The organism is Micromonospora sp. L32 (assembly GCF_052068055.1).
Lineage (GTDB): Bacteria > Actinomycetota > Actinomycetes > Mycobacteriales > Micromonosporaceae > Micromonospora > Micromonospora purpureochromogenes.
Window position 1 is genome coordinate 453,622 of the sequence record NZ_JBQHDD010000002.1, and the last position, 25,904, is coordinate 479,525.

31 protein-coding genes and 3 tRNA genes are annotated in these 25,904 nt (G+C 70.1%); 26 read left to right on the top strand and 8 right to left on the bottom strand.

The features are described 5' to 3' along the window. Positions 1 to 15 precede the first annotated feature (15 nt). The 10 genes from idi to ACTMTB_RS06750 all read left to right on the top strand — a co-directional run bounded on the left by idi (position 16) and on the right by ACTMTB_RS06750 (position 6,306). Entirely contained in the window at positions 16 to 621 is a 606-nt protein-coding gene (idi, locus tag ACTMTB_RS06705) for an isopentenyl-diphosphate Delta-isomerase (RefSeq protein WP_441143286.1), read from the top strand. Next, positions 611 to 1,552, top strand: coding sequence for a MerR family transcriptional regulator (locus tag ACTMTB_RS06710; protein ID WP_441143288.1), 942 nt, complete (start codon positions 611 to 613; stop codon positions 1,550 to 1,552). Before idi ends, ACTMTB_RS06710 begins: the two co-directional genes overlap by 11 nt. Positions 1,553 to 1,625: 73 nt before the next feature. Continuing rightward, on the top strand, positions 1,626 to 2,426 hold the full coding sequence (locus ACTMTB_RS06715; protein WP_441143290.1) for a polysaccharide deacetylase family protein: 801 nt from the start codon (positions 1,626 to 1,628) through the stop codon (positions 2,424 to 2,426). 155 nt (positions 2,427 to 2,581) lie between these two features. Further along, a tRNA-Glu gene (locus ACTMTB_RS06720) sits at positions 2,582 to 2,654 on the top strand. 33 nt (positions 2,655 to 2,687) lie between these two features. Beyond that, positions 2,688 to 2,764: transfer RNA gene (locus ACTMTB_RS06725), tRNA-Asp, on the top strand. A 101-nt stretch (positions 2,765 to 2,865) separates the two neighbouring features. Then, a tRNA-Phe gene (locus ACTMTB_RS06730) sits at positions 2,866 to 2,939 on the top strand. 492 nt (positions 2,940 to 3,431) lie between these two features. After that, complete coding sequence (locus ACTMTB_RS06735; RefSeq protein WP_441143292.1) at positions 3,432 to 3,908, top strand: hypothetical protein; 477 nt, start codon at positions 3,432 to 3,434, stop codon at positions 3,906 to 3,908. A gap of 247 nt (positions 3,909 to 4,155) precedes the next feature. Continuing rightward, positions 4,156 to 4,410: a hypothetical protein gene (locus tag ACTMTB_RS06740; protein ID WP_441143294.1), complete on the top strand. Its 255-nt coding sequence runs from the start codon at positions 4,156 to 4,158 to the stop codon at positions 4,408 to 4,410. 406 nt (positions 4,411 to 4,816) lie between these two features. Beyond that, positions 4,817 to 5,728, top strand: a complete 912-nt coding sequence (locus ACTMTB_RS06745) for a hypothetical protein (protein ID WP_441143296.1) — start codon at positions 4,817 to 4,819, stop codon at positions 5,726 to 5,728. Between the two features lie 68 nt (positions 5,729 to 5,796). Then, positions 5,797 to 6,306: a hypothetical protein gene (locus tag ACTMTB_RS06750; protein WP_441143297.1), complete on the top strand. Its 510-nt coding sequence runs from the start codon at positions 5,797 to 5,799 to the stop codon at positions 6,304 to 6,306. A 46-nt stretch (positions 6,307 to 6,352) separates the two neighbouring features. Here the strand turns inward: ACTMTB_RS06750 and ACTMTB_RS06755 are convergent, their stop codons facing one another. After that, on the bottom strand, positions 6,353 to 7,009 hold the full coding sequence (locus ACTMTB_RS06755; RefSeq protein WP_441143299.1) for a 2'-5' RNA ligase family protein: 657 nt from the start codon (positions 7,007 to 7,009) through the stop codon (positions 6,353 to 6,355). Between the two features lie 12 nt (positions 7,010 to 7,021). Next, positions 7,022 to 7,807, bottom strand: coding sequence for a GntR family transcriptional regulator (locus ACTMTB_RS06760; protein ID WP_441143301.1), 786 nt, complete (start codon positions 7,805 to 7,807; stop codon positions 7,022 to 7,024). Positions 7,808 to 8,002: 195 nt separating this feature from the next. Here ACTMTB_RS06760 and ACTMTB_RS06765 point away from each other — a divergent pair, with 195 nt between their 5' ends. The 9 genes from ACTMTB_RS06765 to ACTMTB_RS06805 all read left to right on the top strand — a co-directional run bounded on the left by ACTMTB_RS06765 (position 8,003) and on the right by ACTMTB_RS06805 (position 15,429). After that, positions 8,003 to 8,428 carry a hypothetical protein gene (locus tag ACTMTB_RS06765; protein ID WP_441143303.1) on the top strand — a complete coding sequence of 142 codons (426 nt, stop codon included), beginning with the start codon at positions 8,003 to 8,005 and terminating at the stop codon, positions 8,426 to 8,428. 89 nt (positions 8,429 to 8,517) lie between these two features. Further along, on the top strand, positions 8,518 to 8,979 hold the full coding sequence (locus ACTMTB_RS06770; RefSeq protein WP_441143305.1) for a hypothetical protein: 462 nt from the start codon (positions 8,518 to 8,520) through the stop codon (positions 8,977 to 8,979). A gap of 3 nt (positions 8,980 to 8,982) precedes the next feature. Further along, a complete protein-coding gene (locus ACTMTB_RS06775; protein ID WP_441143307.1) occupies positions 8,983 to 10,413 on the top strand; it encodes an FtsK/SpoIIIE domain-containing protein in 1,431 nt (476 codons plus the stop codon). Next, on the top strand, positions 10,410 to 11,051 hold the full coding sequence (locus tag ACTMTB_RS06780; protein ID WP_441143309.1) for a DUF2637 domain-containing protein: 642 nt from the start codon (positions 10,410 to 10,412) through the stop codon (positions 11,049 to 11,051). Before ACTMTB_RS06775 ends, ACTMTB_RS06780 begins: the two co-directional genes overlap by 4 nt. Next, positions 11,048 to 12,790: a replication initiator gene (locus ACTMTB_RS06785; protein ID WP_441143311.1), complete on the top strand. Its 1,743-nt coding sequence runs from the start codon at positions 11,048 to 11,050 to the stop codon at positions 12,788 to 12,790. Before ACTMTB_RS06780 ends, ACTMTB_RS06785 begins: the two co-directional genes overlap by 4 nt. Further along, on the top strand, positions 12,775 to 12,987 hold the full coding sequence (locus ACTMTB_RS06790) for an excisionase family DNA-binding protein (protein ID WP_441143313.1): 213 nt from the start codon (positions 12,775 to 12,777) through the stop codon (positions 12,985 to 12,987). The genes ACTMTB_RS06785 and ACTMTB_RS06790 overlap by 16 nt, the downstream gene beginning before the upstream one ends. Beyond that, entirely contained in the window at positions 12,987 to 14,114 is a 1,128-nt protein-coding gene (locus ACTMTB_RS06795) for a tyrosine-type recombinase/integrase (protein ID WP_441143315.1), read from the top strand. The genes ACTMTB_RS06790 and ACTMTB_RS06795 overlap by 1 nt, the downstream gene beginning before the upstream one ends. A 90-nt stretch (positions 14,115 to 14,204) precedes the next feature. Continuing rightward, positions 14,205 to 14,489: a hypothetical protein gene (locus ACTMTB_RS06800; RefSeq protein ID WP_441143317.1), complete on the top strand. Its 285-nt coding sequence runs from the start codon at positions 14,205 to 14,207 to the stop codon at positions 14,487 to 14,489. Positions 14,490 to 14,538: 49 nt separating this feature from the next. Further along, positions 14,539 to 15,429 carry a HupE/UreJ family protein gene (locus ACTMTB_RS06805; RefSeq protein WP_441143319.1) on the top strand — a complete coding sequence of 297 codons (891 nt, stop codon included), beginning with the start codon at positions 14,539 to 14,541 and terminating at the stop codon, positions 15,427 to 15,429. Between the two features lie 18 nt (positions 15,430 to 15,447). Here the strand turns inward: ACTMTB_RS06805 and ACTMTB_RS06810 are convergent, their stop codons facing one another. Further along, complete coding sequence (locus tag ACTMTB_RS06810) at positions 15,448 to 15,807, bottom strand: ArsR/SmtB family transcription factor (protein ID WP_441143321.1); 360 nt, start codon at positions 15,805 to 15,807, stop codon at positions 15,448 to 15,450. Between the two features lie 39 nt (positions 15,808 to 15,846). On the opposite strand from ACTMTB_RS06810, the gene ACTMTB_RS06815 reads away from it, so the two are divergent. Further along, positions 15,847 to 16,944 carry a cation diffusion facilitator family transporter gene (locus ACTMTB_RS06815; protein WP_441143323.1) on the top strand — a complete coding sequence of 366 codons (1,098 nt, stop codon included), beginning with the start codon at positions 15,847 to 15,849 and terminating at the stop codon, positions 16,942 to 16,944. 204 nt (positions 16,945 to 17,148) lie between these two features. On the opposite strand, the gene rox is transcribed toward ACTMTB_RS06815, so the two are convergent. Both rox and ACTMTB_RS06825 read right to left on the bottom strand, forming a co-directional pair. Then, a complete protein-coding gene (gene rox, locus ACTMTB_RS06820) occupies positions 17,149 to 18,576 on the bottom strand; it encodes a rifampin monooxygenase (protein WP_441143325.1) in 1,428 nt (475 codons plus the stop codon). A 316-nt stretch (positions 18,577 to 18,892) separates the two neighbouring features. Further along, complete coding sequence (locus ACTMTB_RS06825; RefSeq protein WP_441143327.1) at positions 18,893 to 19,219, bottom strand: hypothetical protein; 327 nt, start codon at positions 19,217 to 19,219, stop codon at positions 18,893 to 18,895. Positions 19,220 to 19,319: 100 nt separating this feature from the next. Here ACTMTB_RS06825 and ACTMTB_RS06830 point away from each other — a divergent pair, with 100 nt between their 5' ends. The 3 genes from ACTMTB_RS06830 (at position 19,320) to ACTMTB_RS06840 (ending at position 20,767) form a co-directional block, all read left to right on the top strand. Next, complete coding sequence (locus ACTMTB_RS06830; protein WP_441143329.1) at positions 19,320 to 19,679, top strand: ArsR/SmtB family transcription factor; 360 nt, start codon at positions 19,320 to 19,322, stop codon at positions 19,677 to 19,679. Further along, on the top strand, positions 19,676 to 20,371 hold the full coding sequence (locus ACTMTB_RS06835) for a cation diffusion facilitator family transporter (protein ID WP_441143331.1): 696 nt from the start codon (positions 19,676 to 19,678) through the stop codon (positions 20,369 to 20,371). Before ACTMTB_RS06830 ends, ACTMTB_RS06835 begins: the two co-directional genes overlap by 4 nt. Positions 20,372 to 20,584: 213 nt before the next feature. Next, positions 20,585 to 20,767, top strand: coding sequence for a hypothetical protein (locus ACTMTB_RS06840; protein ID WP_441143333.1), 183 nt, complete (start codon positions 20,585 to 20,587; stop codon positions 20,765 to 20,767). Positions 20,768 to 20,828: 61 nt separating this feature from the next. On the opposite strand, the gene ACTMTB_RS06845 is transcribed toward ACTMTB_RS06840, so the two are convergent. After that, a complete protein-coding gene (locus ACTMTB_RS06845; RefSeq protein WP_441143335.1) occupies positions 20,829 to 21,842 on the bottom strand; it encodes a hypothetical protein in 1,014 nt (337 codons plus the stop codon). 172 nt (positions 21,843 to 22,014) lie between these two features. On the opposite strand from ACTMTB_RS06845, the gene ACTMTB_RS06850 reads away from it, so the two are divergent. Beyond that, positions 22,015 to 22,530 carry an SRPBCC family protein gene (locus tag ACTMTB_RS06850; protein WP_441143337.1) on the top strand — a complete coding sequence of 172 codons (516 nt, stop codon included), beginning with the start codon at positions 22,015 to 22,017 and terminating at the stop codon, positions 22,528 to 22,530. 150 nt (positions 22,531 to 22,680) lie between these two features. On the opposite strand, the gene ACTMTB_RS06855 is transcribed toward ACTMTB_RS06850, so the two are convergent. Further along, entirely contained in the window at positions 22,681 to 23,385 is a 705-nt protein-coding gene (locus ACTMTB_RS06855; RefSeq protein ID WP_441143339.1) for a DUF2786 domain-containing protein, read from the bottom strand. 118 nt (positions 23,386 to 23,503) lie between these two features. On the opposite strand from ACTMTB_RS06855, the gene ACTMTB_RS06860 reads away from it, so the two are divergent. Further along, on the top strand, positions 23,504 to 23,917 hold the full coding sequence (locus ACTMTB_RS06860; RefSeq protein WP_441143341.1) for a hypothetical protein: 414 nt from the start codon (positions 23,504 to 23,506) through the stop codon (positions 23,915 to 23,917). Between the two features lie 38 nt (positions 23,918 to 23,955). Here the strand turns inward: ACTMTB_RS06860 and ACTMTB_RS06865 are convergent, their stop codons facing one another. After that, positions 23,956 to 24,345 (bottom strand): hypothetical protein, encoded by a 390-nt coding sequence (locus tag ACTMTB_RS06865; protein ID WP_154940641.1) that lies wholly within the window; start codon positions 24,343 to 24,345, stop codon positions 23,956 to 23,958. A gap of 166 nt (positions 24,346 to 24,511) precedes the next feature. Between ACTMTB_RS06865 and ACTMTB_RS06870 the strand changes: the two genes are divergently transcribed. Beyond that, the gene (locus ACTMTB_RS06870; protein WP_441143343.1) at positions 24,512 to 25,867 is read left to right on the top strand and encodes an ABC transporter substrate-binding protein; all 1,356 of its coding nucleotides are present in this window, start codon (positions 24,512 to 24,514) and stop codon (positions 25,865 to 25,867) included. Positions 25,868 to 25,904: the final 37 nt, after the last annotated feature.

Here is a 25,904-nt window from a genome sequence, read left to right on the forward strand (position 1 = left end):
CGGGGGGCGGGTCCGGTGACGTCCCGGGAAGGGCACCTGGTCGAGCTGGTCGACGACCGCGGCAACGTGCTCGGCGAGGCCACCGTGGCCGCGGCGCACCAGGCGCCGGGGCGGCTGCACCGCGCCTTCTCAGTGCTGCTGGTCGACCCGGCCGGCCGGGTGCTGCTGCAACGGCGGGCCCCGATCAAGACCCGGTTCCCGCAGCGCTGGGCCAACTCCTGCTGCGGCCACCCCCGACCGGCCGAGTCGCTGGTGGAGGCCGCCAACCGCCGGCTGGCCGAGGAGCTGGGCGCCGCCCCGGTCACGCTGACCGAGGTCGGCGTCTACCTCTACTACGCCGAGGACCCGGCCACCGGCCGGGTCGAGTTCGAGTACGACCACGTGCTGCGGGCCGACGTGCCGGCCGACGTCACCGTGCTGCCGGACCCCGACGAGGTGTCCGAGCTGCGCTGGGTCGACCCGGTACGGCTGATGGCCGAGATCGACGCGGAACCCCGCGCGTACGCGCCCTGGCTGGGCGGGGTGGTGAGCCGGCTGCTGCGCGCCGGCGGCCCCGCCGACACCACCATCCCGTCCGGCGTTCCGGCGGACGACGCGTCGGAGCGGTCGGGTGGCCGATGAGGCGCTGAGCGCGGGGGCCGTCGCACGCCGACTGGGCGTGGCGGTCACCACGCTGCGTACCTGGCACCAGCGCTACGGCCTCGGTCCCAGCCAGCACGTACCGGGTCACCACCGGCGCTACACGTCGGCCGACCTCGCGCGCCTGGAGATCATGCGTCGGCTCACCGCGGAGGGGATCACCCCGGCCGAGGCGGCCCGCTGGGCGAAGCAGAGCCCCGGGGTCGGTCCCGCCGCCGAGGTGCGGCTGCGCGCCGGAGCCGGTCGGGACGGCGGCGGGCAGACGATCCCGGTCGGCCGGGCCGGGCCGGTCGCCCGTGGTTTGGCCCGGGCCGCCATGCGACTGGACTCGGCGGCGATCAGCGAGACCATCGCCAACGCCCTCGCCCGGGACGGCGTGGTCGCCACCTGGGACGGCCTGCTGCGCCCGGTGCTGGCCGGCATCGGAGAGCGGCACGCCGCGACCGCCGGTCTGATCGAGGTCGAACACCTGATGTCCCGGTGCGTGTCCGAGGCGTTCGCCACGGTGGCCCGACCCGGCCCGGCCGCCGGCCCGGCCCGGATCCTGCTCGCCTGTGCCGACGAGGAACAGCACACCCTGCCGTTGGAGGCGTTGGCCGCAACGCTCGCCGAGGCGGGTGTGGCGTATCGCATGCTGGGTGCCCGGGTGCCGCTCGCGGCGCTGATCGAGGCGGTGAACCGGACCGGACCGGCCGCGGTGGTGCTCTGGTCGCACACCCGCGCCACCGCCGACCCGCGGCAGCTGTCCGCCCTGCTCGGGATGGTTCGACGCCCCCTGCTGGTGCTCGCCGCCGGCCCCGGCTGGCAGGCCGACACACTGCCCGCCGGAGTGGTCCGGCCGGTCGACCTGACCGAGGCGGTGTCGCTGGCGTTGGCCGTCCGAGACTCGCTGGATCAGTCGGGCGGGGCCTGACCGACCCTGCCGGATCGGCGCGTCGTCCACTACCGTCGGGGCCTACCGCTACCCGACCCCCCTCGGAGTGACGATGCGTGCACGCCCCGTCCTGGCGGCCGCCCTCGGCCTGGTCCTGCTCCTCGCCGGCGGCTGCGGCGAACCGCAACGGGACCCCCAGCAGGCCTCGGCACCCGCCCCGACGGCGGCGGCGAGTCCGCCGCCGGCGACCATCCCGTCACCAACAGCAACCCCGCAGCCGACCACGAAACCCAAGCCCCGGCTGCGGCCGAAGCCCACCACGCTGCCCGCGGGCCTGCGGCGCGCCACCGGGGTACGCGCCGTCGCGCTGACCTTCGACGACGGCCCTGACCCGGCCTGGACGCCGAAGGTGCTCGACCAGTTGCGGGCCGCCCGGGTCAAGGCGACGTTCTGCCTGGTCGGCACCGAGGTACGCGAGCACCCGGAGCTGGTCGTCCGGATCGTCCGTGAGGGTCACCAGCTCTGCAACCACAGCTGGCGGCACGACTTCGACCTGGGCCGACGGCCGGTGGCCGAGATCCGGGCCGACCTGGCCCGGACGAACCTGGCCATCCAGGCCGCCGTGCCGGGCGCCAAGGTGCCGTTCTACCGCCAACCGGGCGGCCGGTGGACGCCGGAGGTGGTGGCGGTGGCCCGGCAGCTCGGCATGCGGTCGCTGCACTGGAGCGTGGACCCGCAGGACTGGGCGAAGCCGACCGCCGCCACCCTCGCCAAGCGGGTCCACGGCGCCGCCCGCCCCGGCGCGATCGTGCTGATGCACGACGGCGGGGGCGATCGCAGCCGGACCCTGGCCGCCTGCCCGCACCTGATCATCGACCTGAAACGGCGCTTCGGCATCGCCCCACCCCGGTGACACCCACCCTGACCTGCGGTTTTGACGGGGAATGTGCCAGCTGCCATACCGGTTTGGTCCACTGACGGGGCATGGCATATGCTTCTCATGCCTCCGGCGGGGCCGGATGGGAGCAAGTCCGCTTGAAGTTGCGAGTGTGCAATGATGGCGGGGCCGCCCTCATCGTCTAGCGGCCCAGGACGCCGCCCTTTCAAGGCGGTAGCACGGGTTCGAATCCCGTTGGGGGCACGGTCCGGCTCACGCCGGATGCAACACCAGCCAGGTCCTGTGGAGCAGTTGGAGTGCTCGCCGCCCTGTCAAGGCGGAGGTCGCGGGTTCAAGTCCCGTCAGGACCGCCAGCGCCGACGCCGCGTGAACCATTGCGCGGCGTTCTGCGTATCGGAGCATGTGACCCTTTCGGCGGAGACCCCGCCTTCGGGTAGCATGGACCGAGCACCACGGCCAGGTAGCTCAGTTGGTACGAGCGTCCGACTGAAAATCGGAAGGTCGGCGGTTCGACCCCGCCCCTGGCCACATAGCCTTTCGCCGGGCTACAGAGGTCCCCACCAGCGGAAACGCCGGTGGGGATCTTGCTTTCTGCGCCCCTGCCGGGTGGATCGCCGTTGCCCGTGGTTGACCGCTCCTGGCCCTTGATCGCCGCCGCTAGGTGCACGTTCGCTGCACGCCGCTCTCCGGTGAACCGGTCACACATCGGCCTTGGACGCAACCCGCCATGCCTCACAATGAGCCCGATCTCGCGCAGACGAGCTGACCGCCGTTGATCCACGGCTCCCGTGTCAACGGACACGCAACGGGCACGGCGACCGAGGGATTATGAGATCAAGTTGCCTACGTGGTGCAGCCTGAGGAAACCGGGTTCTAGCAGCGGAAACGGCTCTCGACATCTCACACTGCTCTCCGCCTTTCGCCATCCTCCTGCGGACTGGTTGCGGACCGCACCCTCCTGAGCGTCTGTGGTCGATTGCGCGGCTACGGGACTGGCGACCTGGACGTACGATCCTGCGCATGAACGTATCGCGGGGCCGCCTGCTTGCCTGCCTTGTCATGCCGCTCCTGGCAGCCTGCAGCGCCGAGCCCTCCGGCCCGGTGGCGGCCGCGCCGGTGACGTACAGCTGCTGTGAGGCCCGGGACGTCGACAGGCTGTACCAGCCTGGTCAGACCTTGACTGTGCACTGGACTGTCGAGTCCCCGGACGAGCCGGGCGGAACCCCACCGCAGGTCGAGTTGACCGCACGCTTGACCGGTCCGTTCGCGACCGTAGGTGACCTCAAGGCCGCGACAGAAGGCACCGTTCCGGGGCTGGTCACCTTCGCGGCCGCACCGGTTCGACCATCCGGCGCGCCCGATGAACGACCCGTCAGCACCATCGTGATCGGTCAGGAGGCGAAGCCGGGGTACTACAACCTGGTCACCTCCTTGGTCGACAACGACAACACGGCGAGCGGCGGGGAAAGCGTCGTTCAGGTAGTGCCCAGGCCCTGAGCGTCGGGGCTCGCATCCCCCGTGTGAGGCAGCGTGAACGACCCGACCGACCTGGGGATTAGAAGAAGATCGCGGATGGCTGGTCGGGTGGCTGTGTCCCTGGTCAGCGCGTCCGTCGTTGTCGGGCATCGTCGGCGTTTGCAGGCTGTCTTGGCTGTACCGATGGCTGTACGACATGCTGGCGTAGACCCTCTGATCCCTCGATGGGTGCACTGAGGGCACTGCATCGGGATGCGGAGGGGCACCAGTGCTTGTTGACCACCTGACGACGGCCCTCGTGACAGCAATGGTCGCGTTGGTTGAATCCGTCGAGTCGGGCCGGGATGTAGAGCGCATCGCCTTGAATACGCTGGAAGAGATCGCATACCTGTTCGGCGAGATGAGCTCCGACGAACGCCAGGAGTTCCGTGACCTGTTGGAGCGCGTTGCGGCAGCGGAGCCCGAACGCGCCGACTTCATCCGCAGCCTGCCAGGCTCGCTGGGTTTGAATCTGGAGTCGTAGAGCGGATCTCCTCGTCGGGCAGTCGCCAGACCGTCCGGGGAGGCCGGTAGCCCTTGTGGTGCCCGACGAGGTGAGCCGCGGCGGCATCTCTGAGGAGGGTCGGGGTTCGGGGCGGAGCCCCGAGGTCTTCAAGTTGTTGTCGTCCCTCAGCGTGGCCGGCCGGCCCGGCCGATGCCGGCCGGAGGTCGCCAGCAGGCCGGGGCCGGGCCGGCGCGGCCCGCTTGCGGGCCGCCTTGATGTAGAAGAGGCCAATTCGGCAGTGTGAGTCTCAACGCCCAGCGGGGAGCGCTAGCCGTTCAGATAGCCGCCGAGGTCGTTGGCTTCACTCTTGCTGATCGCAGGGGTCTATGCATGACGGCAAGTCCCTAATAGAGTCTCCCCACGGCCTGTAACGGATGGGGTGGGCATGAGTGACGTTCCTGGGGAGAACTTGCCCGAGCCGTGGTTTGCGGAGAGGTCTGGCGTAGTTTTGCTATACCGCATCAACCGTCGACCACTCCCAGAGCCGTCGCTCTTTGCGCATCAGCCCGAGCTGTTCATGGACCACCTCGTCGAAGTTCTGCAGTTCGGGGTGCCGGAAGTGACGGGGCGTCGCAACAAAAGAGAGTGGAGATTGGGCAACCGGGAGATCACTCCCGACGAGGATGCGTTGTTCGGTCAGATCGGCTGGGTTCGAACCGACTACAGGGCTGCCGACCACTACAACGAAGCGGAAATGCGCTGGGAAGACATCGTGGAGGGTCGGGAAGTGTCAGCGCGAGCCCCCTTCGTTATTGATGGCGGAAGTCGAATACTAGGCGTCTTGCAGCATCCTTCCTTCGCCCCTACCACTGTTGCGAAAGTCTTCGAGAACCTTCTCCGCCGAGGGGAAGAGGCAAGAGAGGCCGCCTCGACTGAATGGTCCGTGGAGCCGATTCTCGATGAGCAGGACTTCTTGAGTTGGCTTCGATCGGTGGACTCGGTCCAGCGGATCATGATGGTTGCCAAACTTCCGAACCCCGATGCGCTGCCTGAGTTCGAACCGGTGTGGGATCGGATGCAGCAACGTAAGGCTCGGCTCTTGAAAGAGATCATGGAGGCGGCCAACGTCGAAGTTGGGCTTCAGGATCTGGAGGAAGACGCCCAGGTTCGTGCCTTCCTTGCGATGGGTACCAATGCCTTCGGCTACGTCGTCGCTGACGGGCGGCGAGGAAGGCATGACACGAGATATGACCAACGTGAGAGGTCGGCCCACGAGCGAACTGACGAGCTACCATCGAACTGGATGCAAGTCCTAGGGATCATGCTTGGCATGATTCGGGATAGGCGGCGGCAATGAGTCTTGGGCGCGGAGAGTTTGGATTCTGGCGGAACGTAGCGAGGACGTCGGTTGGTCAGTTGGTCGGCTTGGAGGGACTGCTCGCCGTTCTTCTTGGCAGCACTGGTGCGGTCCTCCTAATTCTGAAGGCTTCGCTCGACGCCCGTGTCGCCACGGCCGGTGACATTCTTACCCTTGGTTCCGCTCTGGTCGGTGTCATCTTCGCTGGCTTCGCCCTTGTAATAGCGTTGCTTTCGGATCGGTACCTGCTTCTCCTGGAGAAGTCGCCGAACGGCACCAGGGCGTTTCTCGCGCCCTTCATGATCAACATTGGGGTTCAAGTCTTCGTCGTGATCCTCTCTGTCGTCTATCGGGCCGCCGCAAAGTCCTTGCCTCCGCCTGCTGAGAAGGTCACGTTCGTTGCTCTTTGCATCCTGTTCCTGTATGCCGCGCTGAACATCGTTGCCCTTGCGCGAAGCGTCTTGGCACACGGGGCAACTCGGGCAGAACAAGCGACGATCGATGAGTTGCAGAGGATTGTCGACGCTCGGCGTAGGGCCGAAGGGATGACGGACTCTGGTGGCCGAGGTACGAGGTAGTTTTCCGTCCTATAGCCCCGTCATTCCGCCGTCACTGGGACGACGCTTAACTCCGTCCGTGGAGATTCAACCGCGCCACCATGCTCCACTCGTACATGCGACGGTCACGGTGCATCTCGATCAGGTCGACATGGCTGATCCGAACGGTGGCGGAGTTTGGCTTGATGGCCTCTACGGCTCGGATATAGGGCTCGGCGGGGCCGTCTGCTGTCAGGTAGGCGACGCTGACGTGCGGCCGGTATCGCCTTGGGTCCTCCGGAACGTGGTCGTCACCGACTACGCAAGCGATGGCTGTCCGAGTCGCGGCGCGGAGCTGCTGGATGGGCTCGGCGGGCATTGCCGGCATGACGATGGCTTCGTCGGCGATGACGACTTCGTGGAACTCGACGTCGACTGCGGGCAGCTCTCCGAGCTGCCTGCCCGCTTCTTCGATAATCCTGGCTAGCGCATCGTTGCTCGTCTCGTCGGTGAAGCCGATGCCCTGCATGGTGAGGTGGAGCCATCGGTCAGGGATGAGGGTTACTGGCGGTGCGACACCCAGCGCGGATCGGTAGGAGTCGGCCAGGCGGTACAGCTCCGGCTGGTCGTCGAACGTGACGTGAAAGGCGTAGAAGCGTCGACCGACACGCCACCCTGGCCGCCACCACCAGTGGTCGCGAACGTGGTCAGCGTGCTGTCCGGGGGCGAGATCAGCGAATGCCACGGCGTTCTCCTGTCAGACGTCAGACGGCGTTTCGGGCTCGGTCGCTGCCGGTTCTACGTGGTAGTCGTCGATGACCATGATCCGGTCGGCGGGCCAAACGGACTCCGACACTTCGAGGATCGAGCCGTCATCGGCTCGGGCTATGTGGATGACGTGCATGACTGGGGCGCCCATCGGCAATGCCAGAGCCGCGGCCTCCTCGGCGGTGGGGAGGCGCGCAACCCACTGGTCTCGGGCGGAGGTGTAGCGCTTGCCGCTGAGGTCTTCCACGCAGAGGAAGAGCCCCTTGGGAACCACTGTCGGTTCTTCCAGGTAGGTGCCCGCAGCGATGCTGGCCGGTATGTAGCTGGCTCCGATCTCTTCGGGCCTGCCGGTCTCCCTATCGAACAAGTGGCGGCGGCGGAGCACGATCTCGCTTCCGGGTTCGATGCCCATGACTTCGGCGATGTGCGCGGGTACTGGCGCGCGTCCGGCAAAGACGATCTCGTGCCGTAGGTGCGAGGTGAGCAACTGCTGGTCCTTGCGCGCGCGGCCGTAGCGGTCGCGGGATCGGCGTTGCAGTCGGCGGCTCTCCCGGACGAACGTGCCGACGCCGTGGCGGGACTCGATGAGTCCTTCGGCGCGAAGGACGCCAATGGCGTTTCGGAGGGTGATCGGGCTTACCCGGAAGCGCTCTGCGAGGGCTGTCTCGGCCGGGAGGCGGTTGTCGGGCTTGAACTTGCCCTCGCGGACTTCCCTGCGTAGCTGGGCCGCGATTTGTAAATATTTGGGCGCTTTAGCGCCGAGATCGTCGGTCATTCCTGTCCCGTTCTGGGCTTGTCCTATTGAGGTCTACCCCTCTTGACCACCGTACCGCTGATCGGCCTCCGCCTCTTGGGCGGCGGTCCTATAGAGGACTTGAGGACAGGCGGCGAGTGTCGTACGGTCCTCTATAGGTCTCAAGGACCGGCCGAGTCCGGGAAGTGCCCGGCGGCGAGATATGGAGGCAGGGGCATGGCAGTCCCGAACACGATCAAGGTTCCGGTTCCGTTCGACTACGTGTTTCCGCACGGTGCGCTGTGTCTCGGTGTGGAGCCGGTGACGGACTTCGACAAGCGCGGTCAGGGCGATGACCAGGCCCGTGACAAGGACACGGGCGAGCGGCTGTGGGTGGTCAAGGTCCTGGACCTGGACCCGGAGGCCGGGAAGTTCGGCGGGTCCAAGGAGGTCAAGGTAAAGATCGTCGCTCCGCATCAGCCGGTGCCGCCGGCGTCGAAGATCCCCGGCTATCCGCCGGCGGTGGAGTTCACCGACGTGACCCTCACGCCGTACGTGGATTCGCAGCGGTGCAAGGGCTCGGGGAAGTGCCGGGCCCGCCAGGCGTGGTCGATCCGCGCCGGTGCCATGACCGAAGCCGCCGCCGTGAAGCAGGCGGCCTGACCAGACCAGGACGCGCGGGGCGGGCTTCCTCCGCCAAGACGATTCCCGCCCCGCGCTTCACCCTCTTCTCCCTGGAAGGAGTTGGGCTGATGCCCACGCTAGCTGACGCTGCCCGCATCGCCGGGAACCCGCGCCCCGCCCCCAACCGCCGCACGCGCCGCCGCACCGTCATGCGCCTCGCCGGCCCCGGTATCCAGGCCGTCCGCGAGGTCTACACGACCGTCCCGGCCGACGCGGTCCGCGTGGCCGCGCTGGTCGAGATCGCCGCCGCTGCCGCCGCTTTGGCTCGGACGGTGGTGAAGCTCCGGCACCTCGATCCGGACCTGATCGCCCCGTACGTGGCCGACCGCGCCGACATGCGCGCCGTCCTCGGCAGAGGCCGATGGCTGCCGACCATGACCCGCCACGTCCCCGCCCCGGAGTCCGGGCCGATCGACCTGGCCGCCCTCGCCCCTGCCCGACCGGCCCTGCGTCGTCGGGTGGTGCGTCGTCGTCCCGGTACGCCGGGGCAGGGCTCCCTGTTCGCCGCCGCGACCGCTGGGGAGGGCTGAGCCGTGCCGCTGGTCAACGTGATCCGAGGCGACCGGATCGACTCCGCCCCGATCAACGTCCGCACCCCGTTCATCCGTATCCCGATGTGGCTGGCCTTGACCTGGTGGACGCTCAAGGCGCTCAGCCGCCTGGCCGTGGTCCTGGTCCGCTTCTGGTATGTCACCGCCCCGGCCGTCTTCTTTGCCTGGCTCTACCTCCGGTGGGGTTGGGCCGGTCCCGCCGTCGTGGTGGGCGCCATCGCCGCTGTGTCTACCGGCTGGGGCTTCGGGCATCGGCCGTCGTGGCTGCGGTTCGGGTGGTGGCCGGTGCTGTCCCGGTATCGCCGCTGGGTCTACCGGCGGAACTGGCACGCCGCGATGGTCACCGCCAAGCTGGCCGTCTCGTTCGACTCGCACACGGTCCTGCCCGTCCTGCGGAAGGTCCGGTGCGCCTCGGGCGTCGACGTGGTGACGGTGCGGATGGTCACCGGGCAGATCCCCGACGACTTCGCCAAGGTCGCGGAACGCCTCGCGCACACCTTCGGCGTCCGCCAGGTCAAGGCGTCACCCGGTCCGCGCCCGGATGTGGTGCTGCTGCACCTTTTCCGCGGTGACCCTCTCGCGCGGGTGGTGCGGCCGTTGCCGGTGCCAGCGGTGCCGGAGTTCACCGCCCTGCCGGTGGGCCGGCAGGAAGACGGCGACGGCTACGAGCTGCGCCTGTTCGGCACTCAGGTCCTCGTGGTTGGGGCGACGGGGTCGGGGAAGGGCTCGGTCATCTGGTCGGTGGTCCGCTCCCTCGCCGCCGGCGTCACCTCCGGGCTCGTGCAGATATGGGGCCTCGACCCCAAGGGCGGCATGGAACTCGGCATGGGCGCGCCGATGTTCACCCGGTTCGCCCGCAAGGACTACGCCGCGATGTGCGAGCTGATCGAGGAAGCCGCCACCGTCGCCAAGGACCGCGCCGGCAAGCTCTACGGCCGCACCCGCCAACACACGCCCACCCCGGATGAGCCGCTGATCGTCCTGGTCATCGATGAACTGGCGAACCTGACCGCCTACCTCACCGACCGCCAGTTGAAGGACCGCATCAAGGCCGCCCTGTCCATCCTGCTGTCCCAGGGCCGAGCGGTCGGCGTGCACGTCGTCGCCGCGATCCAGGACCCCCGCAAGGAAGTCCTGCCGTTCCGGGACCTGTTCCCCACCCGCGTCGGGCTGCGGCTCGCGGAAGCCGCGCAGGTCGATCTCGTGCTAGGCGAGGGGATGCGGGACCGGGGCGCTTTATGCGACCGCATCCCGCAATCCCTGCCCGGCGTCGGCTTCGTGGTCATCGACGGTGATCCAACCCCGATGCGGGTCCGCTTCTCCTACCTGACCGACGACGAGATCCGCGACATGGCCCAGACCTACGGCCGGCTCCGCGTCATCGACGGCGAGATCCTGGACGGTGCCGCATGAAACCCCACCCCACCGCCACCCGCGCCGACCGCATCGACGCCCTGGTCCTCGTCGTCATCCTGCTCATCGTCGCCGGCTTCGCCGGAGCCGCCTCCTTCACCCACGTCAAGGACTGGACCCTCGACAACAGCCCACCCGGCACCGGCGAGTGGTTCGGCTGGGCCAACGCCGTCATCTCCGAACTCATCCCCACCGCCGCCCTACTCACCATCCGCCGCCGCAAGCGCACCGGCGGCCCCATCGGCTACCCGATGTTCCTGCTCGTCGCCGCCGTCGCCCTGTCCCTGGCCGCCCAGCTCGCCGTGGCCAAGCCTGGCCTGTCCGGGTGGCTGCTCTCGGCCGTGCCCGCGCTGGCGTTCATCGGCCTGTCCAAGCTCGTCCTGTCCACCGGCCCCACCCCGACGCCTGCCCCGGCCCCGGTCGCGCCGGTCACGGAAACCACCGCGCCGGCCCAGCCCGTGGAGCCGACCGCCCCGCCCGTCCGGCAGGCTCCCTCGCCTGTCACCGCGCCGGCCGCCCCTGAGCCGGTCGCCCTGGTCCCGGTCGAGCCGGCCCGCCCGGCTCCGCTCGTCCCGGTGCCGCCGGCGGCGTTCACCCGCCGCAACGGCGTCCCGCTGGTCGGGGAGGTGACCCGTTGACCATCACCCCGACGCTGCCCGGCCTCACCCCCGCCCCGGTGGTGGAGCCGAGGCCCGGCTCACGGGCCGCCCGGATGCTCATGCCCCGCTCCGTCGACGTCGTCAAGGACCTGGCCGCCGACTACGGCGTCTGCACCCGCCCCGTCTCCCTGCGCCGAACCGACCTCGACTCCGGCCGCACTGAGGTCATCGACATACCCTGCGGCGTCACCCAGGAAGCCAAGTGCCCGGCCTGCGCCACCCGTGCCCGCCGGCTGCGGCAGCAGCAGATCCGCGAGGGCTGGCACCGCGACGACGAACCCGACCCCGGCCCCGAGCCGGCCACCGACGCGCAACGCGGCCTGATCGTCGCCCGCGCCCACCTCGAATTCGCCCGCGACGAAGCCGCCCGCGCCTCGCAGTGGGACCAGGTCACCGACCTGGACGACGCCATCGCCGAGCTGGAAGCCCAGATCACCACCGAAGGGCTCCGCGGCCGACCAGCGCCCCCGCACGCCAGCGAGGACCAGGAGGACGGCGACGGCAAGCGGCGGGTGCGCTCGACCAAGCGCCGGCAGGATGCCCCGGACCTGCCCCGTCTGCCCGTCGACGGCCGCACAGTCGGCCGCACGTATGAGGGGCGCGGTGGGCAGGTGTTCCGGCCGTCGATGTTCCTCACTCTCACTCTCGGCTCCTACGGCCGCGTCCACTCCGACGGGACTCCGGTCGACCCGGACAGCTACGACTACCGGCGGGCGGCGTGGGACGCTGTGCATTTCCCCCGGCTGCTCGATCGGTTTTGGCAGAACCTGCGCCGGGCGGTCGGCTGGAACGTCCAGTACGCGGGCGCGGTCGAGCCGCAACGCCGGCTTGCCCCTCACGCGCACTTCGCCATCCGAGGCACCATCCCCCGCGCCCTCGTGCGGCAGGTCGCCGCCGCGACCTACCACCAGGTGTGGTGGCCCTCCGTCGACCAGCGGGTCTACGAACCTGGGCAGGCACCGCAGTGGGACGCCGACGCCGCCGGCTACACCGATCCCACCACCGGCCGGCTCCTGCGGACGTGGGATGACGCCCTGGACCTGGTCGACGCCGACCCCGCCGCCCAACCCGTGCACGTCGTCCGCTTCGGCAGCCAGGTCGACGCCAAGGGAGTGCTCGCCGGCACCAAGGACGCCGACCGGTGCGTCGGCTACATCACCAAGTACCTCACCAAGCAAGCCGCCGACTGCCACCAGGTGGCCACCGGCCGGCAACGGGCGCACCTCGAACGGCTCTGGCAGGAGCTGCGGCACACGCCGTGCTCGGAGCGGTGCGCCAACTGGCTGCTCTACGGCGTCCAGCCGAAGAAGGCGCGGCCAGGGTTGAAGCCGGGCAACTGCAAGAACAAGGTCCACAAGCGGGAAACCCTCGGCATCGGCGGCCGGCGCGTCCTCATCTCCCGGCAGTGGTCCGGCAAGACTCTCACCGACCACCGGGCCGACCGGCGCGACTGGGTCAAGGCCCTCTTGGGCGTCACCACTGACGCCAACACCGCCCCGGCCGGCGGCGAGCAACGCCACGCGTGGGAACTCGCCCGACCCACCGACCCCGACGTTGCACCCCTCGGCCACCGCGTCCTGCACGCCATCTCCGAACGCATCCAATGGCGCGCCCAGCTCGACGCCGCCAGACGCGCCGCCGCCAACCCGCCCGACGCTTCGGCAACCACGACCACGGACACGACCGGGAAGGAGGCCACCGAGTGGAGCAGCTGCTGACCGTCAAGGAAGCCGCGGCCCGCCTCGGCACCACCGAGCGATTCCCCCGCCGGCTCATCGCAGAGCGGCGCATCCGCTACGTCAAGCTCGGCGGTTCTCACGTCCGCATCCCCGAGAGCGCGTTGGCGGAGTTCATCGCCTCCGGCGTGGTGGAGCCGGTCACCGTGTCGTGGTCGGGCGGGAAGGTGGTGGCCTGATGGGGCGCCGGTTCGGCATGGTCCGCAAGCTGCCGTCCGGGCGGTTCCAAGCCTCGTTCGTGCCGCCTGGTGGCGGTGCTCGGCAGACCGCGCCGCACACCTTCAAGACGAAGACGGACGCCAACCGCTGGTTGACGCTGGTGGAGGCGGACATCTCGCGCGGCACCTGGTTGGACGACCGTGCGGCGGCGGAAACGTTCGGCAACTACGCGCGGGCCATTCTGCGTGACAGCCCGAAGATTGGCGTTCGGTGGCGGGAGACGTGCGAACGGAACCTGCGGCTGCACCTGGCACCCCTGGTCGACGTGCCGCTTCGTGAACTCACCGCCAGTCGGATCAGGGAGTGGCACGCTGCCGCGCTGCGGGGCAAGGGCGGGCGCACCTCCATCTCGCAGTCGTACCGCTTCCTGCGCATGGTCATGAACACCGCTGTGCGTGAGGGCATCATCGCCCGGAACCCCTGCCAGATCCCCGGTGCCGGAACGGTGCGCGTCGCTGAGCGGCCAGTCGCCACACCGGCTCAGGTCGTCGCCCTGGTCGACGCCATCAACCCGCGTTACCGCACCGCTGTTCTCATCGCCGCGTGGTGCGGCCTGCGCCGTGGTGAGATCGCCGGCCTGCGCGTCTCGGACGTGGATCTGACCGAGCACACGATCACCGTCCGGAAGGCACGTGTCGAACCGCTGCACGCTCTTGGGCAGGCGTTCGACAAGGATCCCAAGTCGGAGGCAGGGAAGCGGACGGTCGCCGTTCCGCCCCATGTCGTGCCGCTGGTTCGGCTGCACCTGGATGAGTACGCGGGTAAAGATCGGCTGTTCGTGAGCCGGGATGGCACGCCGCTGCGGGGCAACACCTTGTATCAAGCGTTCGTCCGGGCACGGAAGAAGGTGGGTCTCGACGATCTGACCTTCCACGACCTGCGGCACACCGGGCAGACCCTCGCCGCGCAGACCGGCGCGACCTTGGCCGACCTCATGAAGCGACTCGGGCACTCGTCCATGGCGGCGGCTCGCCGGTACCTGCACGCCGTCGACGGGCGTGATCGTGAGATCGCCAAAGCCCTGTCGGAACTCGCCGCGCACGGTGATGTTGCACGGCTGCCCCGGCACATCACCATGCGGCACTAGTTGGTGAGTGCCATGGAAGCCTTTCCCGGGTGTTTCATGAAGCCTGGAACGGGGAGACGGCGCACTGGGCGAGCTGTAGGAGGTTCCCTCGTGACCGAGCAACAGCAGCGCATGAACATCGACATGCAGGATGCGCTCCTGATCATTCACCGCGCTGCCGTAAGGCACAAGGACGACCAACTGCACGAGGCGGCCGGAAGCATCAGCCGAGCGCTGGAAAAGCTGGGGCAGCCGTGCCCCGAGAGACCGGAATATCGCCACTGCCCAGTGTGCAATGCCAAGCCTGGGCAGTTCTGCATAGCGGTGCCGGGGCGCCCGTTGGACGACTCGGCAGCCACGCACCGGGAGCGGGCGACCGAGGGGGCGTGCGCCTAGTTGCACGCTAGTTGCACGGCAACCTCCGGCGGCTCCCTGACCTGCCGAAATGCGGGTGCCTGAAAATCGGAAGGTCGGCGGTTCGACCCCTGGTCACATAGCCTTTCGCCGGGCTACAGATATCCCCACCAGCGGAAACGCCGGTGGGGCCACCGTCGCCGACTGGCACGTCAATCCGGTCCTGGTCGACATCGTGGTTGCCCTGAGCCTGGTGTTCGTCGGCGTGGTCGGTCTGCGCGGCCGGCCGAAGAACTGGACCGGGTTCGCCGCCGCTGTGTTCGCCTTCGGCCTCGTCCACGGCCTGGGCCCGGCCACCCGGTTGCAGGACGTGGGCCTGCCCTCGGATGGGCTGATTCCTCGGGTGCTGGCCGTCAACCTCGGCGTCGAGATCGGCCAACTCATCGCGGCCATGGCCATGCTCATGATCGGCGACGTGCCGCGTCACTACCTGCCCGCCTGCGGGATGTCCGGCTCTCACGGTGCGCTGATCGCCGCCGGTGTCGTCGCCGCAGCGGTCCTGGCCATCACCTCCGGCCCTGACGCGCTGCGCCCGGTGCAGGCCGCTGCCGATCCGGGGAGCAGCTGCGAGGTGCGCAACCGCACGGAGACGTTCCCGGCCGGCGGTGGGCACCCGGTCAAGGACTTCTTCGAACCGGGCGAGGTCGTGCGGGCCACGTCGTTCGGGCACGTCATCGGTGACGGGTACGTGATCGTCACCTACCGGCCGGACCTGCCAGCCGAGCAGCTCGCCCAGGTGCGGGCCTTCGTCACCGACTCCACCGCCGGCCGGGTCGTCGGCGGCGCTGCCCCTGACCAGGCCGAGGCGGTCAAGGCCGTGCACGCATACCGCACCATCGCCTGCGACGCGGTCGACGTCGACGCGGTCCGTGGGTTCACCCGCGAGTGGTTCGCCGACCCCCGTTCTAAGGTCGGCGAGTAGCCGCACCCGCCTCGCACGTCAATCGTGGTCGGGGATGCCGCCCACCCGGTGAGACGCCGCCTGCATGACCTCGTTCACCAGTCGCCGCACATGCCCACCTCGGGCGGAGTAGAGGGCCCGCCGGCCGTCACGCCGCACGACGACCAGCCCGGCCAACCGCAGCTTGCCGAGATGCTGCGACACCGCCGGCCGCGCCACCCCCAGCGCCGCTACCAGCGCCGTCACGTCGTGTTCGCCGCCGACGAGTAGCCACATCAACCGCAGCCGAGTGCCGTCGGCCAGCATCCGCAACATCTCCGTAGCCGCCTCTATGTGGCCATCAGCATAGAGGCGTTGTTGCAGGTCACTGGCACCTGCACCATTGTCGCGTGCGTACATGGGCACATATTATCGCCGCCGTCGGGGGTACCGACTGTCATGCCGCCCGGGACGTTGGGAGACGCGGTGAACGACCACGACCACGAGCAGGACCACGGTCACGACCACCCGCACGATCACGGCCACCATCACGGTGGTCGGCTCGCCGCCTGGTGGCATCGGCTGACGCATGCCGTGGTTCCGCATTCGCACGACTCCCGCGCGAAGGTCGACCCCGCGCTGGAGTCTTCCCGCGAAGGGCTACGTGCCCTGTGGATCTCGCTGGTCGGCCTCGGAATCACGGCCATCGCCCAGGCGGTCATCGTTGTGCTGTCCGGCTCGGTCGCCCTGCTCGGCGACACCCTGCACAACGTCGCCGACGCCCTGACCGCCGTGCCGCTGGGCATCGCCTTCCTCCTCGGCCGGCGCGCCGCCACCCGCGCCTACACCTACGGCTACGGCCGGGCCGAGGACATCGCCGGGATCATCATCGTCGCGGTCATCGCCGCCTCCGCCGTCGCCGCTGCCTGGACCGCCATCACCCGGCTGCTGCACCCGGCCGAGGTGACCCACCTGCGCTGGGTGGCCGCCGCCGGCCTCGTCGGCTTCATCGGCAACGAACTCGTCGCCCGCTACCGCATCCGCGTGGGCCGTCGCATCGGCTCCGCCGCCCTGGTCGCCGACGGCCTGCACGCCCGCACCGACGGCTACACCTCCCTCGCCGTGCTCCTCGCCGCCGGCGGCACGGCCCTCGGCTGGCACTGGGCCGACCCGGTCGTCGGCCTGGTCATCGCCGTCGCCATCGCCTTCGTCCTCAAGGACGCCGCCCGCGAGGTGTATCGAAGGCTCATGGACGCCGTCGATCCTGAGATTGTCGACCAGGCCGAGAGCACCCTCCGCGCCGTAGACGGCGTCCGCGACGTGGCCGCGGTTCGGCTCCGCTGGATCGGTCACCGACTGCACGCCGAAGCCGAGCTGGTCGTAGACACCCACCTCAGCCTCGTTGCCGCACACGAAATCGCCGCCGACGCGGAACACCAACTCGCGCATGCCGTACCCAGGCTGACCAGCGCTACCGTGCACACGGATCCGCATTGCCACCCCGGCGGACACCACCATGCCGAGTTGTCACATCGACGCCGGCAGTGCCTCGACTGAGATCGGAAGGCGGCAATCCCGCCTCGGTCCCTGGCGTCCGAGCCGTGCCTACACCTCGTCCTCGTAGTCGAGACAGCCGTGGCTGCGGCTGGTGACTTCCTTGGTGGATGCGTGCCACCGCATTACGGTCGGCTCAAGCCCCAGTTGCCTGGCGGGACAGGTGTCCGCAGGCATCGTCGTTGCCCGTGCGAAATCGCTGCGCGCTCAGCTGGCGGCAGCGCCGAACCACCTCGGCAGCTGGCTGAGGAGATCCGCCTGGTCTTCGCCGGCCCAGGCCACGTGACCGTCCGGCCGCAGCAGCACGGCGGGCGCATCCAGTTCCTCGCTGCCGTCGACGACGTGGTCGATCCGGTCGGCCCACCCGGTGACCGAGAGTCGGCCGGTTCGGTCGAGGAGCAGTCCGCGACCATCGTGCAGCAGCTCGTAGAGGCGGCCCCGCTTCAAGCCGATGTCGCGCATCCGCCTGCCGAGCAGTTCGTGCCCGTCGCCGAAGTCGTAGCGGACTCCGATCGCAGTGATCTTCTCGATCAGGTACCGGTGCACGTTCTCGAAGTCCATCAGTTCCGCCACCAGCCGGCGCACTGCCTGGGGGCCCGGCTCGGGGGACAGCAGCTGCATCTGCGCCCGGGTGTTCTCCAGCACGTCGGCGGCCACCGGGTGCCGTTCGGTGTGGTAGCTGTCCAGCAGCCCTTCCGGCGCCCAGCCGTTGATCTCGGCGGCCAGTTTCCAGCCGAGGTTGAACGCATCCTGGATGCCGAGGTTGAGCCCCTGCCCGCCGACCGGCGGGTGGATGTGCGCCGCATCGCCGGCCAGCAGCACCCGGTCGACCCGGTAGCGCTCGGCCTGGCGGGTGGCGTCGCCGAAGCGGGAGAGCCAGCGCGGTGAGTGCACGCCGAAGTCGGTACCGGCGAACACCCGCAGCTGTTGCCGGAACTCCTCGATGGTCGGCGGGACCATGCGGTCCTCGGCCAGCCCCTCGGCGGGCACGATGACGCGGTGCACCCCTTCGCCGAAGGGCGCGACGCCGAACCGCTTGTGGGTCTTGCGGACTTCGGCCACGACGGCGGCCAGCTTCTCCGGTGGGGCGGTCACCTCCATCTCGCCCAGCAGCGTCTCGACCCTCGTGGGCTCGCCCGGGAAGCCGACGCCGAGCAGCTTGCGTACCGTGCTACGGCCGCCGTCGCAGCCGACGAGGTAGCGCGAGCGCAGCTGCGTGCCGTCGGCCAGCTCAGCGGTCACCCCGCGGTCGTCCTGGCTCAGCCCGACCAGCTCGCAGCCGCGCCGGATCTCGGCGCCGAGCTCGGTGGCGCGCTCGGCCAGCAGGCGATCGGTGATGGTCTGCGGGATGCCCAGGACGTAGGGATGCGCGGTGTCCAGCCGGATGGGCGAGGGCTTGTCGATGCCGGCGAAGAAACCACCGACCGGGTACTGCTGGCCGTACGCGAGGAAACGCTCCAGCAGACCGCGCTGGTCCATCACCTCGATGCTGCGCATGTGCAGGCCGAGCGCGCGGACGAACGCGGTCGGCTCCGACTCCTTCTCCAACACGAGCGCGTGCACGCCGTGCAGCCGCAATTCACTGGCCAGCATCAAGCCGGTCGGTCCGCCGCCGGCAACGATCACGTCAAACATGAAACCCCCCATTGCATTTCGGCCAGCTGCTACCGCCCACGTATCTTCACGAATCTCTGATTTCCGCAGGTCCTGGCCTCGGCCGGCAATTCTGTGGCACGACCCGGGTCTTGCCGCAAGGCCCCCCGTGCGCTATATGTTGAGAGTGGCAAGGGATGAGCCTCTGATCCTGTCCCTGACCACATAGCCTTTCGCCGACTACAGAGATCCCCGCCAGCGGAAACGCCGGTGGGGATTTTGCTGTTGGTGGCCCTACCAGGGAGCTGTGCGGCGCACGGAGCTGTCGCACGACTGCCCCGGAGCGGGCGGTTGGTGACTAGTCCCGCCGCAGGACGAACCAGCCCGCCGCGGTGGCGGCAAGGAGCATCGCCACCGCGAGCAGAGCGGTGCCGAGCACAAAAGACGTAGGGATCAGAAACGGAGCCTGCTGGATCAGCAGACTCGCCCCAACCAGCGCCATGCCGCCGCCGACGCGGACGGGCTGGGATCGGTGGCTCTTCGTCGGACGCCCGGAGCGAAGCCAGGCCCGGGGAAACCGTCGCGACAGGGCGACGCGCACGCCGAGTACGAGCACGAAGAGGCTGACGACCACGATCACGAGACGGCCGGCCACCAACAGCGGGTCCGTGTCACTCGGGCTCATGCGGCCATCATTGACGCGGTGTCAAGGTCGCCCCTGAGAGCCGGCCGTCCCTGTTGGCCCGGATTGCAGATCGATCGCTGGAGCTGGCTATCATCCCGCCATGGCGATTGATTGCCCTCCCGGGCTGGCCCCCGCGGTGGCGTTGTTCCGGTCTCTCGGCGACCCGACCCGGCTGGCCATCCTGCGCCGGATCGCGACCGGGGAGGCCCGGGTGGTGGATCTGACCGGCGAGCTGAGGTTGGCGCAGTCGACGGTGTCGAAGCACCTGGCGTGTCTTCGTGACTGCGGGCTGATCGACTATCGGGCCGAGGGCCGCCAGTCGTTCTACGCCCTGACGCGGCCGGAACTCCTGGACCTGCTGCGCTCGGCCGAACAGGTCCTCGCCGCGACCGGCGAGGCGGTCGCTCTGTGCCCGACCTACGGGACGTCGACCGAGCCCTCGGCGGAAGTGCCGGCGTGAGCGCCTCGCTGCTGACCCCCGAGCGTCGGGCGGTGCTGTCCCGGCGCAGCCTCTGGCTCGCCTACGCCACCGCCGGCTACAACCTGCTGGAGGGCCTGGTCGCCATCGCCGCCGGCGCGGCCGCCTCGTCGACGGCGCTGATCGGCTTCGGCCTGGACTCGTTCGTCGAGGTGTCCAGCGCGGCCGTGCTGATCTGGCAGTTCCGCTCCCGGGTGCCCGAGGCTCGGGAACGCCTGGCGCTGCGGCTCATCGGCGCGTCGTTCTTCGCCCTCGCCGCCTGGGTGACCTTCGACGCCGTCCGCTCGCTGCTGGCCGGCGGCGATGCCGACGTCAGCCCGGTGGGGATCGGCCTCGCCGTGGCGTCGCTGCTCGTGATGCCGCTCCTCGTGGCGGCCAAGCGCCGCACCGGACGGGAACTCGGCTCGGCAACGGTCATGGCCGACTCGACACAGACCATGCTCTGCACCTACCTCTCCGGGGTACTGCTCGTCGGCCTGGTGCTCAACGCCACCTGGGGCTGGTCGTGGGCCGACCCGATCGCCGCGCTCGTCATCGCCGGCGTCGCGGTCAAGGAAGGCGTCGAAGCCTGGCGGGGTGAGCACTGCGACGACTGCGCACCCCTGCCTGCCGTCGACGCCACCGTCGAGTCCCCGGGCTGCGCCGATGGCTGCTGCACCGAACGGAAGGCGTGACCGGACCGTCGTCGAACACCGGACCGACGATTTCTCTTTCAATTCCTGTCAGCAACAATTGACAACGTGTCACGATCTTGACAAGAAGTGGTAGCCAATACGGCGCACCCTGCTTGCTCGTGGCCGCAGATGACGATTGTCGGCGGGTCCCGTAGATCGCCGTCACAGGAAGGCGACGATCGATCAGACGGATCGTCGGCCTAGCCTGTGCGCATGGACGGCGGGCTGACCTACGAACGACTGGCGCGGCTGGGCCTCCATCGATGGTGGATGCCGCCGGTTGCTCTGGCGGCAGCGGTGTCGGTCGCCGCCGTGACGGCGCCCGGCGAGCCGCACATCGGCCAGCAGCCCGACGCCGGTCACCCCGTCGTCCGGGACACCGCCGGCGTTCCCTAGGACCCGCGACGGTTTCCCACTCGTCATCGGAAGCCGCGGAGCTGAGGCGCCGGGTGTCGCGTCAGCGGTCCCGGCGCTGCTGCCCCTGGCGTCGCTGCGCCATGCCGCCCTGGATCGCCTCCCAGACGCTCCGACCGGCCTGCCGCAGCGTCTCGCCCGCCTGCCCGGCGAGCTGGGACGCCTGCGCGGTTCCACCCTGCTGCCGCCCGCCCTGGGTCGATCCGCCGCCCTCGGCCTCGCCGCGCGACTCGCGGTCGCCCGCGGTCGTACCCCGGTCGGCGGGCCGGCCCCCCTTGGCGCCCGCCCGGCCGGACGGCACCGGGCCCAGCGGCGGCTCCTGCGGCGAACCCGCCGGCAACGGACCGGCCGGCGACTCCGGGCGAGGCCCCGCGGGCCGCTCCGGTGCGGTCGGCGCCGATTTGCCGGCGGTCCGCCCACCTGACGGGCCCTCGGGGCCCGCCGGCCTCCCACCGGGGCCTACGCCGGCGGCCGCGCCGCCCTGCTGGCCAGCCTGGCCCGTCTGAGGTCCGGCCTCAGCGCCCTGCCGCCCCGGCTGCCCGGCTCCAGCGGCCCCACCCACCTGCGCTCCGGCCGGCATCCCCTGCTGCTGCGCCACCTGCCCGACCAGTTGGCCGGCCTGGCCCACCTGCTGGCCGGCCTGGTTGACGACCGGCGTGGCCGCGTTGGCGACCCGGTCGGCCACCCGGTTGACGTCGTTCAGCGTGAGGTTCGCGCTGTTGGCCAGCGCGGCGATGATCTGTGGGTTGCGGTCGATGGTGCTCAACGCCCGGTCCAGGATCTCCAGCACCTTCTCCAGCCGGACCTTCAGCACCGCCTCCGCGCGGACACCCTCGATGTCCAGCTCCACCTGTTCCAGGTGCACCCGCACGCCGGCGTCGAGCTGGAGCAGGTTGGCCAGCCGGGCGCGCAGCGACAGATCCGCGTCGAGCCCGTCCACCGCCAGCCGGAGCGAGTCGACGGACAGCCCGGGGACGTCGAGCAGGACGTCCGGCTCGAGCTCCGGGCCCCCGCCGGTCCGGTCCGGTCCGCGCGCCGCCGCCCCGCTCTCGCTCATGCTTCCCGCTCCCTAACCCGAGGCCCGGCCGTCGGGCCACGTCAGGCGCGGTTACCCGGTTTCCCGGTGGCCATCCGTGCCGAATCCGACACGGTGGGTTCCGATCGACTGTCCGGAAGGGGGCAGTACGCGAAGCTGCACAGCGAGGCATCAGCCGGTATGGTCCGGGCCTATGGGACAGGAGATGGCGGACGTCCGGCAGGACGTAGAGCGGTACGCACTCCGCAGCATCCTCCTCGCCCCAGCCACGGCAGAGCAGGCGTTCGCGGTGTTCACCGGGGCGCTGGCCGACTGGTGGGTCCGCGAATACACCTGGTCGGGGCCGGAGGCGCTGGCCGAGCTGGGGATCGAGCCGAAGGCCGGCGGCATGCTCTACGAGATCGGCCCGTACGGCTTCCGCAGCGACTGGGGCCGGGTGCTCACCTGGGATCCGCCGAAGCGGCTCGTCTTCACCTGGCAGATCGGCCCCGACCGGGTGCCGGTGCCGGATCCGGCGCGGGCCAGCGAGGTGGAGGTGCTGTTCCTGCCCGACGGGTCGGGGCAGACCCGGATCGAGGTGGAGCACCGGCATTTCGACCGGCACGGCGCGGCCGCCGAGGGCTACCGGGAGGCGCTCACCGCCGGCTGGCACGAGCTGCTCAGCCGCTACCTGGACACCCTCACCCGGTACGACGCCGAGCCGGGCTGACCCAGCCCACCGGCCGGCCCGACCACGCGCTCACCGGCGGGCCGTTGAGCCGGCGACGGCTGATCCGGGCGGCCGAACGACGGCGACACGAGCGGCAGGTGGGCCCCGGCCGGAGCCCCACCGCTCGGCCGGGGACGGGAGCAGCGTGGCTCAGCCCGCGATCCCCCGATCCCCGGCACCGTCGACGACTCCGCGACCGCCGAGGTCCGCCCGGCGGCCCGCCTCGGCCCCGGCGCCGAAGCCGGTTCCGGCCAGCCGGCGGACCGGGGCGGTACGCAACCTCGGGTAGACCTCGGTCACCCGGCGGGCCACCCGGTCCGAGCGGTCCGCCAGGACCAGCGCGACCGATGGGCCGTCCCGTTCGGCCACCGCGCCCGCCTCGGCGGCTCGCAGCCGCTCCCCGACCACCCGGGCGAAACCGGCCAGCCAGGAGCGGCGGAAGGCGGCCGGATGCTCGCCGGCCGGCACGGCCGTCCCGGACAGCCCGTGCGCGGCCTGCACCAGCAGCGACGTGAAGAGCAGGTCGACCCGTTCCAGGTCGCTGGCGAAGCCGAACAGGTGCAGGGCGAAGCCGTCACCCCGGGCCCGGCGTACGCAGCGGCAGCGCAGCGGGTCGGCGACGGCGGCGAGCAGCCCGGCCTTGTCCCGGGCGTACGGGGCGACGACGTCGACCACCCGGTCGCCGACCAGGTCGGTGGCCGGGTCGCGAGCGGCCAACAGCGCCCGGTCGACGCCGTAGCGGGCGATCAGCTCGGTGGCCTTCGCGGTGAAGGCCGCCGACTCGGCGGGCGTGCAGGCCGGATCCTCGGCCTTGGCCAGCAACTTGCGCACCTTGCTCAGCATCGCCTCGGACATGTCACCAGAGCTATCACATCGGCGGGATGGTCCACTGCGGACGAACCACCGGTACCATCACCACGCTCGGCACCCTGTCCGCAACGCAGGGTGCACCCCCATCCCTGGAGGCAACCGCATGGCATCCCCGGTCGCCCGCCTGGCGGCAACCACGGCGGCGCTGTCGCTCCTCGCCCTCGGCTCCCCCGCACAGGCCGCCCCCGAGACCAACCTGTTCGAGTCGTACGCCACCTGCTACGGCGGCGCGGTCCGCTCGTACTTCCAGACCGGCGGCTGGGGCGGCGACGCCGGCCCGTACCGCACCAGCACCCGGTGCAAGGACATCAACGTCCGCAACGCCAGCGAGTTCGGCGTCGAGGCGTGCGTGATCTTCGTGGACAAGACGGACCGGTGCAACTACCGGACGTACCTGCCGTCGAAGTCGGGCTTCACCACCGTGGCGACGAACGTGCGGGACGGGGTCCGGTTCCAGGTCCGCTTCGAGACGCTGCGCTACGAGTACGAGCCGCTGGTGGCGTACCACGCGTACTGAGGGAGGCCGGCGCGGCGCCCGAACCGGGCGCCGCGCCGTCAACCGGCCCGACTGCGCAGGGTGGCCACGGTCGAGCCGGCGAGAGTGAGCAGACAGTCCGGCAGCAGGCCGTCGGCGGCCGCCGCCCCGAACAGCGCCTCGCCGGTGTCCGCGTCGTGGTTGGCGTACGCGCTGACGAAGCGGGCCACCCAGCGGGTGTCGTAACCGGCCTCGTCGATGCCGGGAAAGTCCAGCGCGCAGGCGCCGGGCGGCGGCGGGTCGCCGACCATGGTGGCGGCCAGGCACCAGGCCACCCCGTACGCCCCGGCGAGCCCGGACCGGTCGACCACGGCGTCGAACGTTCCCACCACCGCGTCACCATCCCCGGCCAGCGCCGAACGGAGCACGGCGGTCGCGTCGTCGAGCGTCTGGTCAGGTACTTCGGTCACCTGCCGCACAGTAGGACGGCGGGTCAAGCGGTGACCCGGAACAGCCCGTTGATCACGGAGCGTATCCGTGACGGATGGCCGACGCCTACCGGTGGCATCCACGCTCCCACCCGCCGCCCCGGCGCGCTATGGTGCCCAGCGGAACTCCCCAAAGGTAAGGACGACCATGCTCGTAACACGCGGCCCGCGCGCTGCCATCCTGGCGGCGGGTGCGGCGTTCCTGCTCGTCACCAGCGCCTGCGGGACGACCGACAAGCCCGAAGACACAGCCACCCAACAGGTGCGTCTGTACGGCACCGACGGCAACATGCTGAACTCCTTCGCCGGCGAGCTGAAGGAGCGCGCCGACCTGGTCGACGGCATGAAGGGCACAACCCCGCTGACGCCGCTGACGGACGACTTCAAGGACCGGCTACTGGCGGTCGATCCCAAGCTGGCCGACTTCCTCTACGCCGCCGAGGCGTACGACGCGGTCATGATCAGCGCGTTGGCGGCGCAGCTCGCCGGCAGTACCGACCCGGCGGACATCGCCAAGCAGATAGTCGGCGTGACCAACAACGGTCAGCGCTGCTCGGACGCCGAGACCTGCCTGACCCTGGCCCGCGACGGGCAGGACGTGGAATACCGCGGCCCGTCGCTGACCCGGGCCGGCTTCACGGACGAGGGCGAGCCGGCCACGGCCAGCTACGCGACGCTGCACTTCGACGCCCAGAAGATCAACGACGCGAAGACCGAGTTCGTCGGCGCGGGCTTCGAGACGGCGGCGAGCACCAAGGCCCCGCCGAAGCCCAAGAAGCAGCGCGGCGGCAAGAACGACCGCAGCGACGGCTCCCCGCTGATCCTCGGCGGCCTGCTGCCGAAGACCGGTGACCTGGCCCTGGCCAACCCGCCGCTCGCGGCGGGCGCGGCCCTGGCGGTCAAGGAGATCAACGCGGCCGGCGGCGTGCTGGGCGAGCCGATGGTCTGGATCGACGGCGACGACGGCACCAGCCCGGCGGTCGCCAAGGCCACGGTCGCCTCGCACATCCGCAACAAGGTGCAGGTCATCATCGGCGCTGGCGGATCCGGCATCTCCAGCTCGGTGCTGCCGGACGTGGTCGCCGCGGGGCGGATCCTGTTCTCCCCGTCGAACACCGACTCGGGGCTGACCAAGGCCGACGACAAGGGCCTCTACTTCCGCACCGCCCCGCCGGACAGCCTCCAGGGCCGGGCGCTGGCCGACGTGATACTGCGGGACGGTCCGCACAAGATCGTTGTGGTCGCCCGTAAGGACTCCTACGGTGAGGGTCTCCAGGAGACCGTCCGCGCCGAACTGGAGCGGGCCGGGTTCGGCAGCGACCGGGTGAAGCTGCTGACCTACGATCCGCCGGCGGACGGTGAGGGCGCCGACGGCGTCGACTTCGTCGGCACCGCGAAGGAGATCAAGAGCTACGCCCCGGAGGCGGTACTGGTCATCGGCTTCGCCGAGTCGGCCGGGCTGATCCGGGCGTTGGACGACGCGGACGTGTCGATCCGGCACTGAGCACCGACGACGACGGCCGCACCGGGACATCCGGTGC

Excerpts from the sequence above, each read along its gene's own strand:
- ACTMTB_RS06795 (WP_441143315.1), top strand. The coding sequence starts at position 12,987 with ATGGGGCGCCGGTTCGGCATGGTCCGCAAGCTGCCGTCCGGGCGGTTC.
- ACTMTB_RS06805 (WP_441143319.1), top strand. The coding sequence starts at position 14,539 with ATGCGGGTGCCTGAAAATCGGAAGGTCGGCGGTTCGACCCCTGGTCAC.
- ACTMTB_RS06855 (WP_441143339.1), bottom strand. The coding sequence starts at position 23,385 with ATGTCCGAGGCGATGCTGAGCAAGGTGCGCAAGTTGCTGGCCAAGGCC.
- ACTMTB_RS06860 (WP_441143341.1), top strand. The coding sequence starts at position 23,504 with ATGGCATCCCCGGTCGCCCGCCTGGCGGCAACCACGGCGGCGCTGTCG.
- ACTMTB_RS06735 (WP_441143292.1), top strand. The coding sequence starts at position 3,432 with ATGAACGTATCGCGGGGCCGCCTGCTTGCCTGCCTTGTCATGCCGCTC.
- ACTMTB_RS06770 (WP_441143305.1), top strand. The coding sequence starts at position 8,518 with ATGCCCACGCTAGCTGACGCTGCCCGCATCGCCGGGAACCCGCGCCCC.
- ACTMTB_RS06765 (WP_441143303.1), top strand. The coding sequence starts at position 8,003 with ATGGCAGTCCCGAACACGATCAAGGTTCCGGTTCCGTTCGACTACGTG.
- ACTMTB_RS06845 (WP_441143335.1), bottom strand. The coding sequence starts at position 21,842 with ATGAGCGAGAGCGGGGCGGCGGCGCGCGGACCGGACCGGACCGGCGGG.
- ACTMTB_RS06760 (WP_441143301.1), bottom strand. The coding sequence starts at position 7,807 with ATGACCGACGATCTCGGCGCTAAAGCGCCCAAATATTTACAAATCGCG.
- ACTMTB_RS06850 (WP_441143337.1), top strand. The coding sequence starts at position 22,015 with ATGGGACAGGAGATGGCGGACGTCCGGCAGGACGTAGAGCGGTACGCA.
- rox (WP_441143325.1), bottom strand. The coding sequence starts at position 18,576 with ATGTTTGACGTGATCGTTGCCGGCGGCGGACCGACCGGCTTGATGCTG.
- ACTMTB_RS06810 (WP_441143321.1), bottom strand. The coding sequence starts at position 15,807 with ATGTACGCACGCGACAATGGTGCAGGTGCCAGTGACCTGCAACAACGC.
- ACTMTB_RS06715 (WP_441143290.1), top strand. The coding sequence starts at position 1,626 with ATGCGTGCACGCCCCGTCCTGGCGGCCGCCCTCGGCCTGGTCCTGCTC.
- ACTMTB_RS06870 (WP_441143343.1), top strand. The coding sequence starts at position 24,512 with ATGCTCGTAACACGCGGCCCGCGCGCTGCCATCCTGGCGGCGGGTGCG.
- ACTMTB_RS06825 (WP_441143327.1), bottom strand. The coding sequence starts at position 19,219 with ATGAGCCCGAGTGACACGGACCCGCTGTTGGTGGCCGGCCGTCTCGTG.
- ACTMTB_RS06780 (WP_441143309.1), top strand. The coding sequence starts at position 10,410 with ATGAAACCCCACCCCACCGCCACCCGCGCCGACCGCATCGACGCCCTG.
- ACTMTB_RS06830 (WP_441143329.1), top strand. The coding sequence starts at position 19,320 with ATGGCGATTGATTGCCCTCCCGGGCTGGCCCCCGCGGTGGCGTTGTTC.
- ACTMTB_RS06745 (WP_441143296.1), top strand. The coding sequence starts at position 4,817 with ATGAGTGACGTTCCTGGGGAGAACTTGCCCGAGCCGTGGTTTGCGGAG.
- ACTMTB_RS06840 (WP_441143333.1), top strand. The coding sequence starts at position 20,585 with ATGGACGGCGGGCTGACCTACGAACGACTGGCGCGGCTGGGCCTCCAT.
- ACTMTB_RS06815 (WP_441143323.1), top strand. The coding sequence starts at position 15,847 with ATGCCGCCCGGGACGTTGGGAGACGCGGTGAACGACCACGACCACGAG.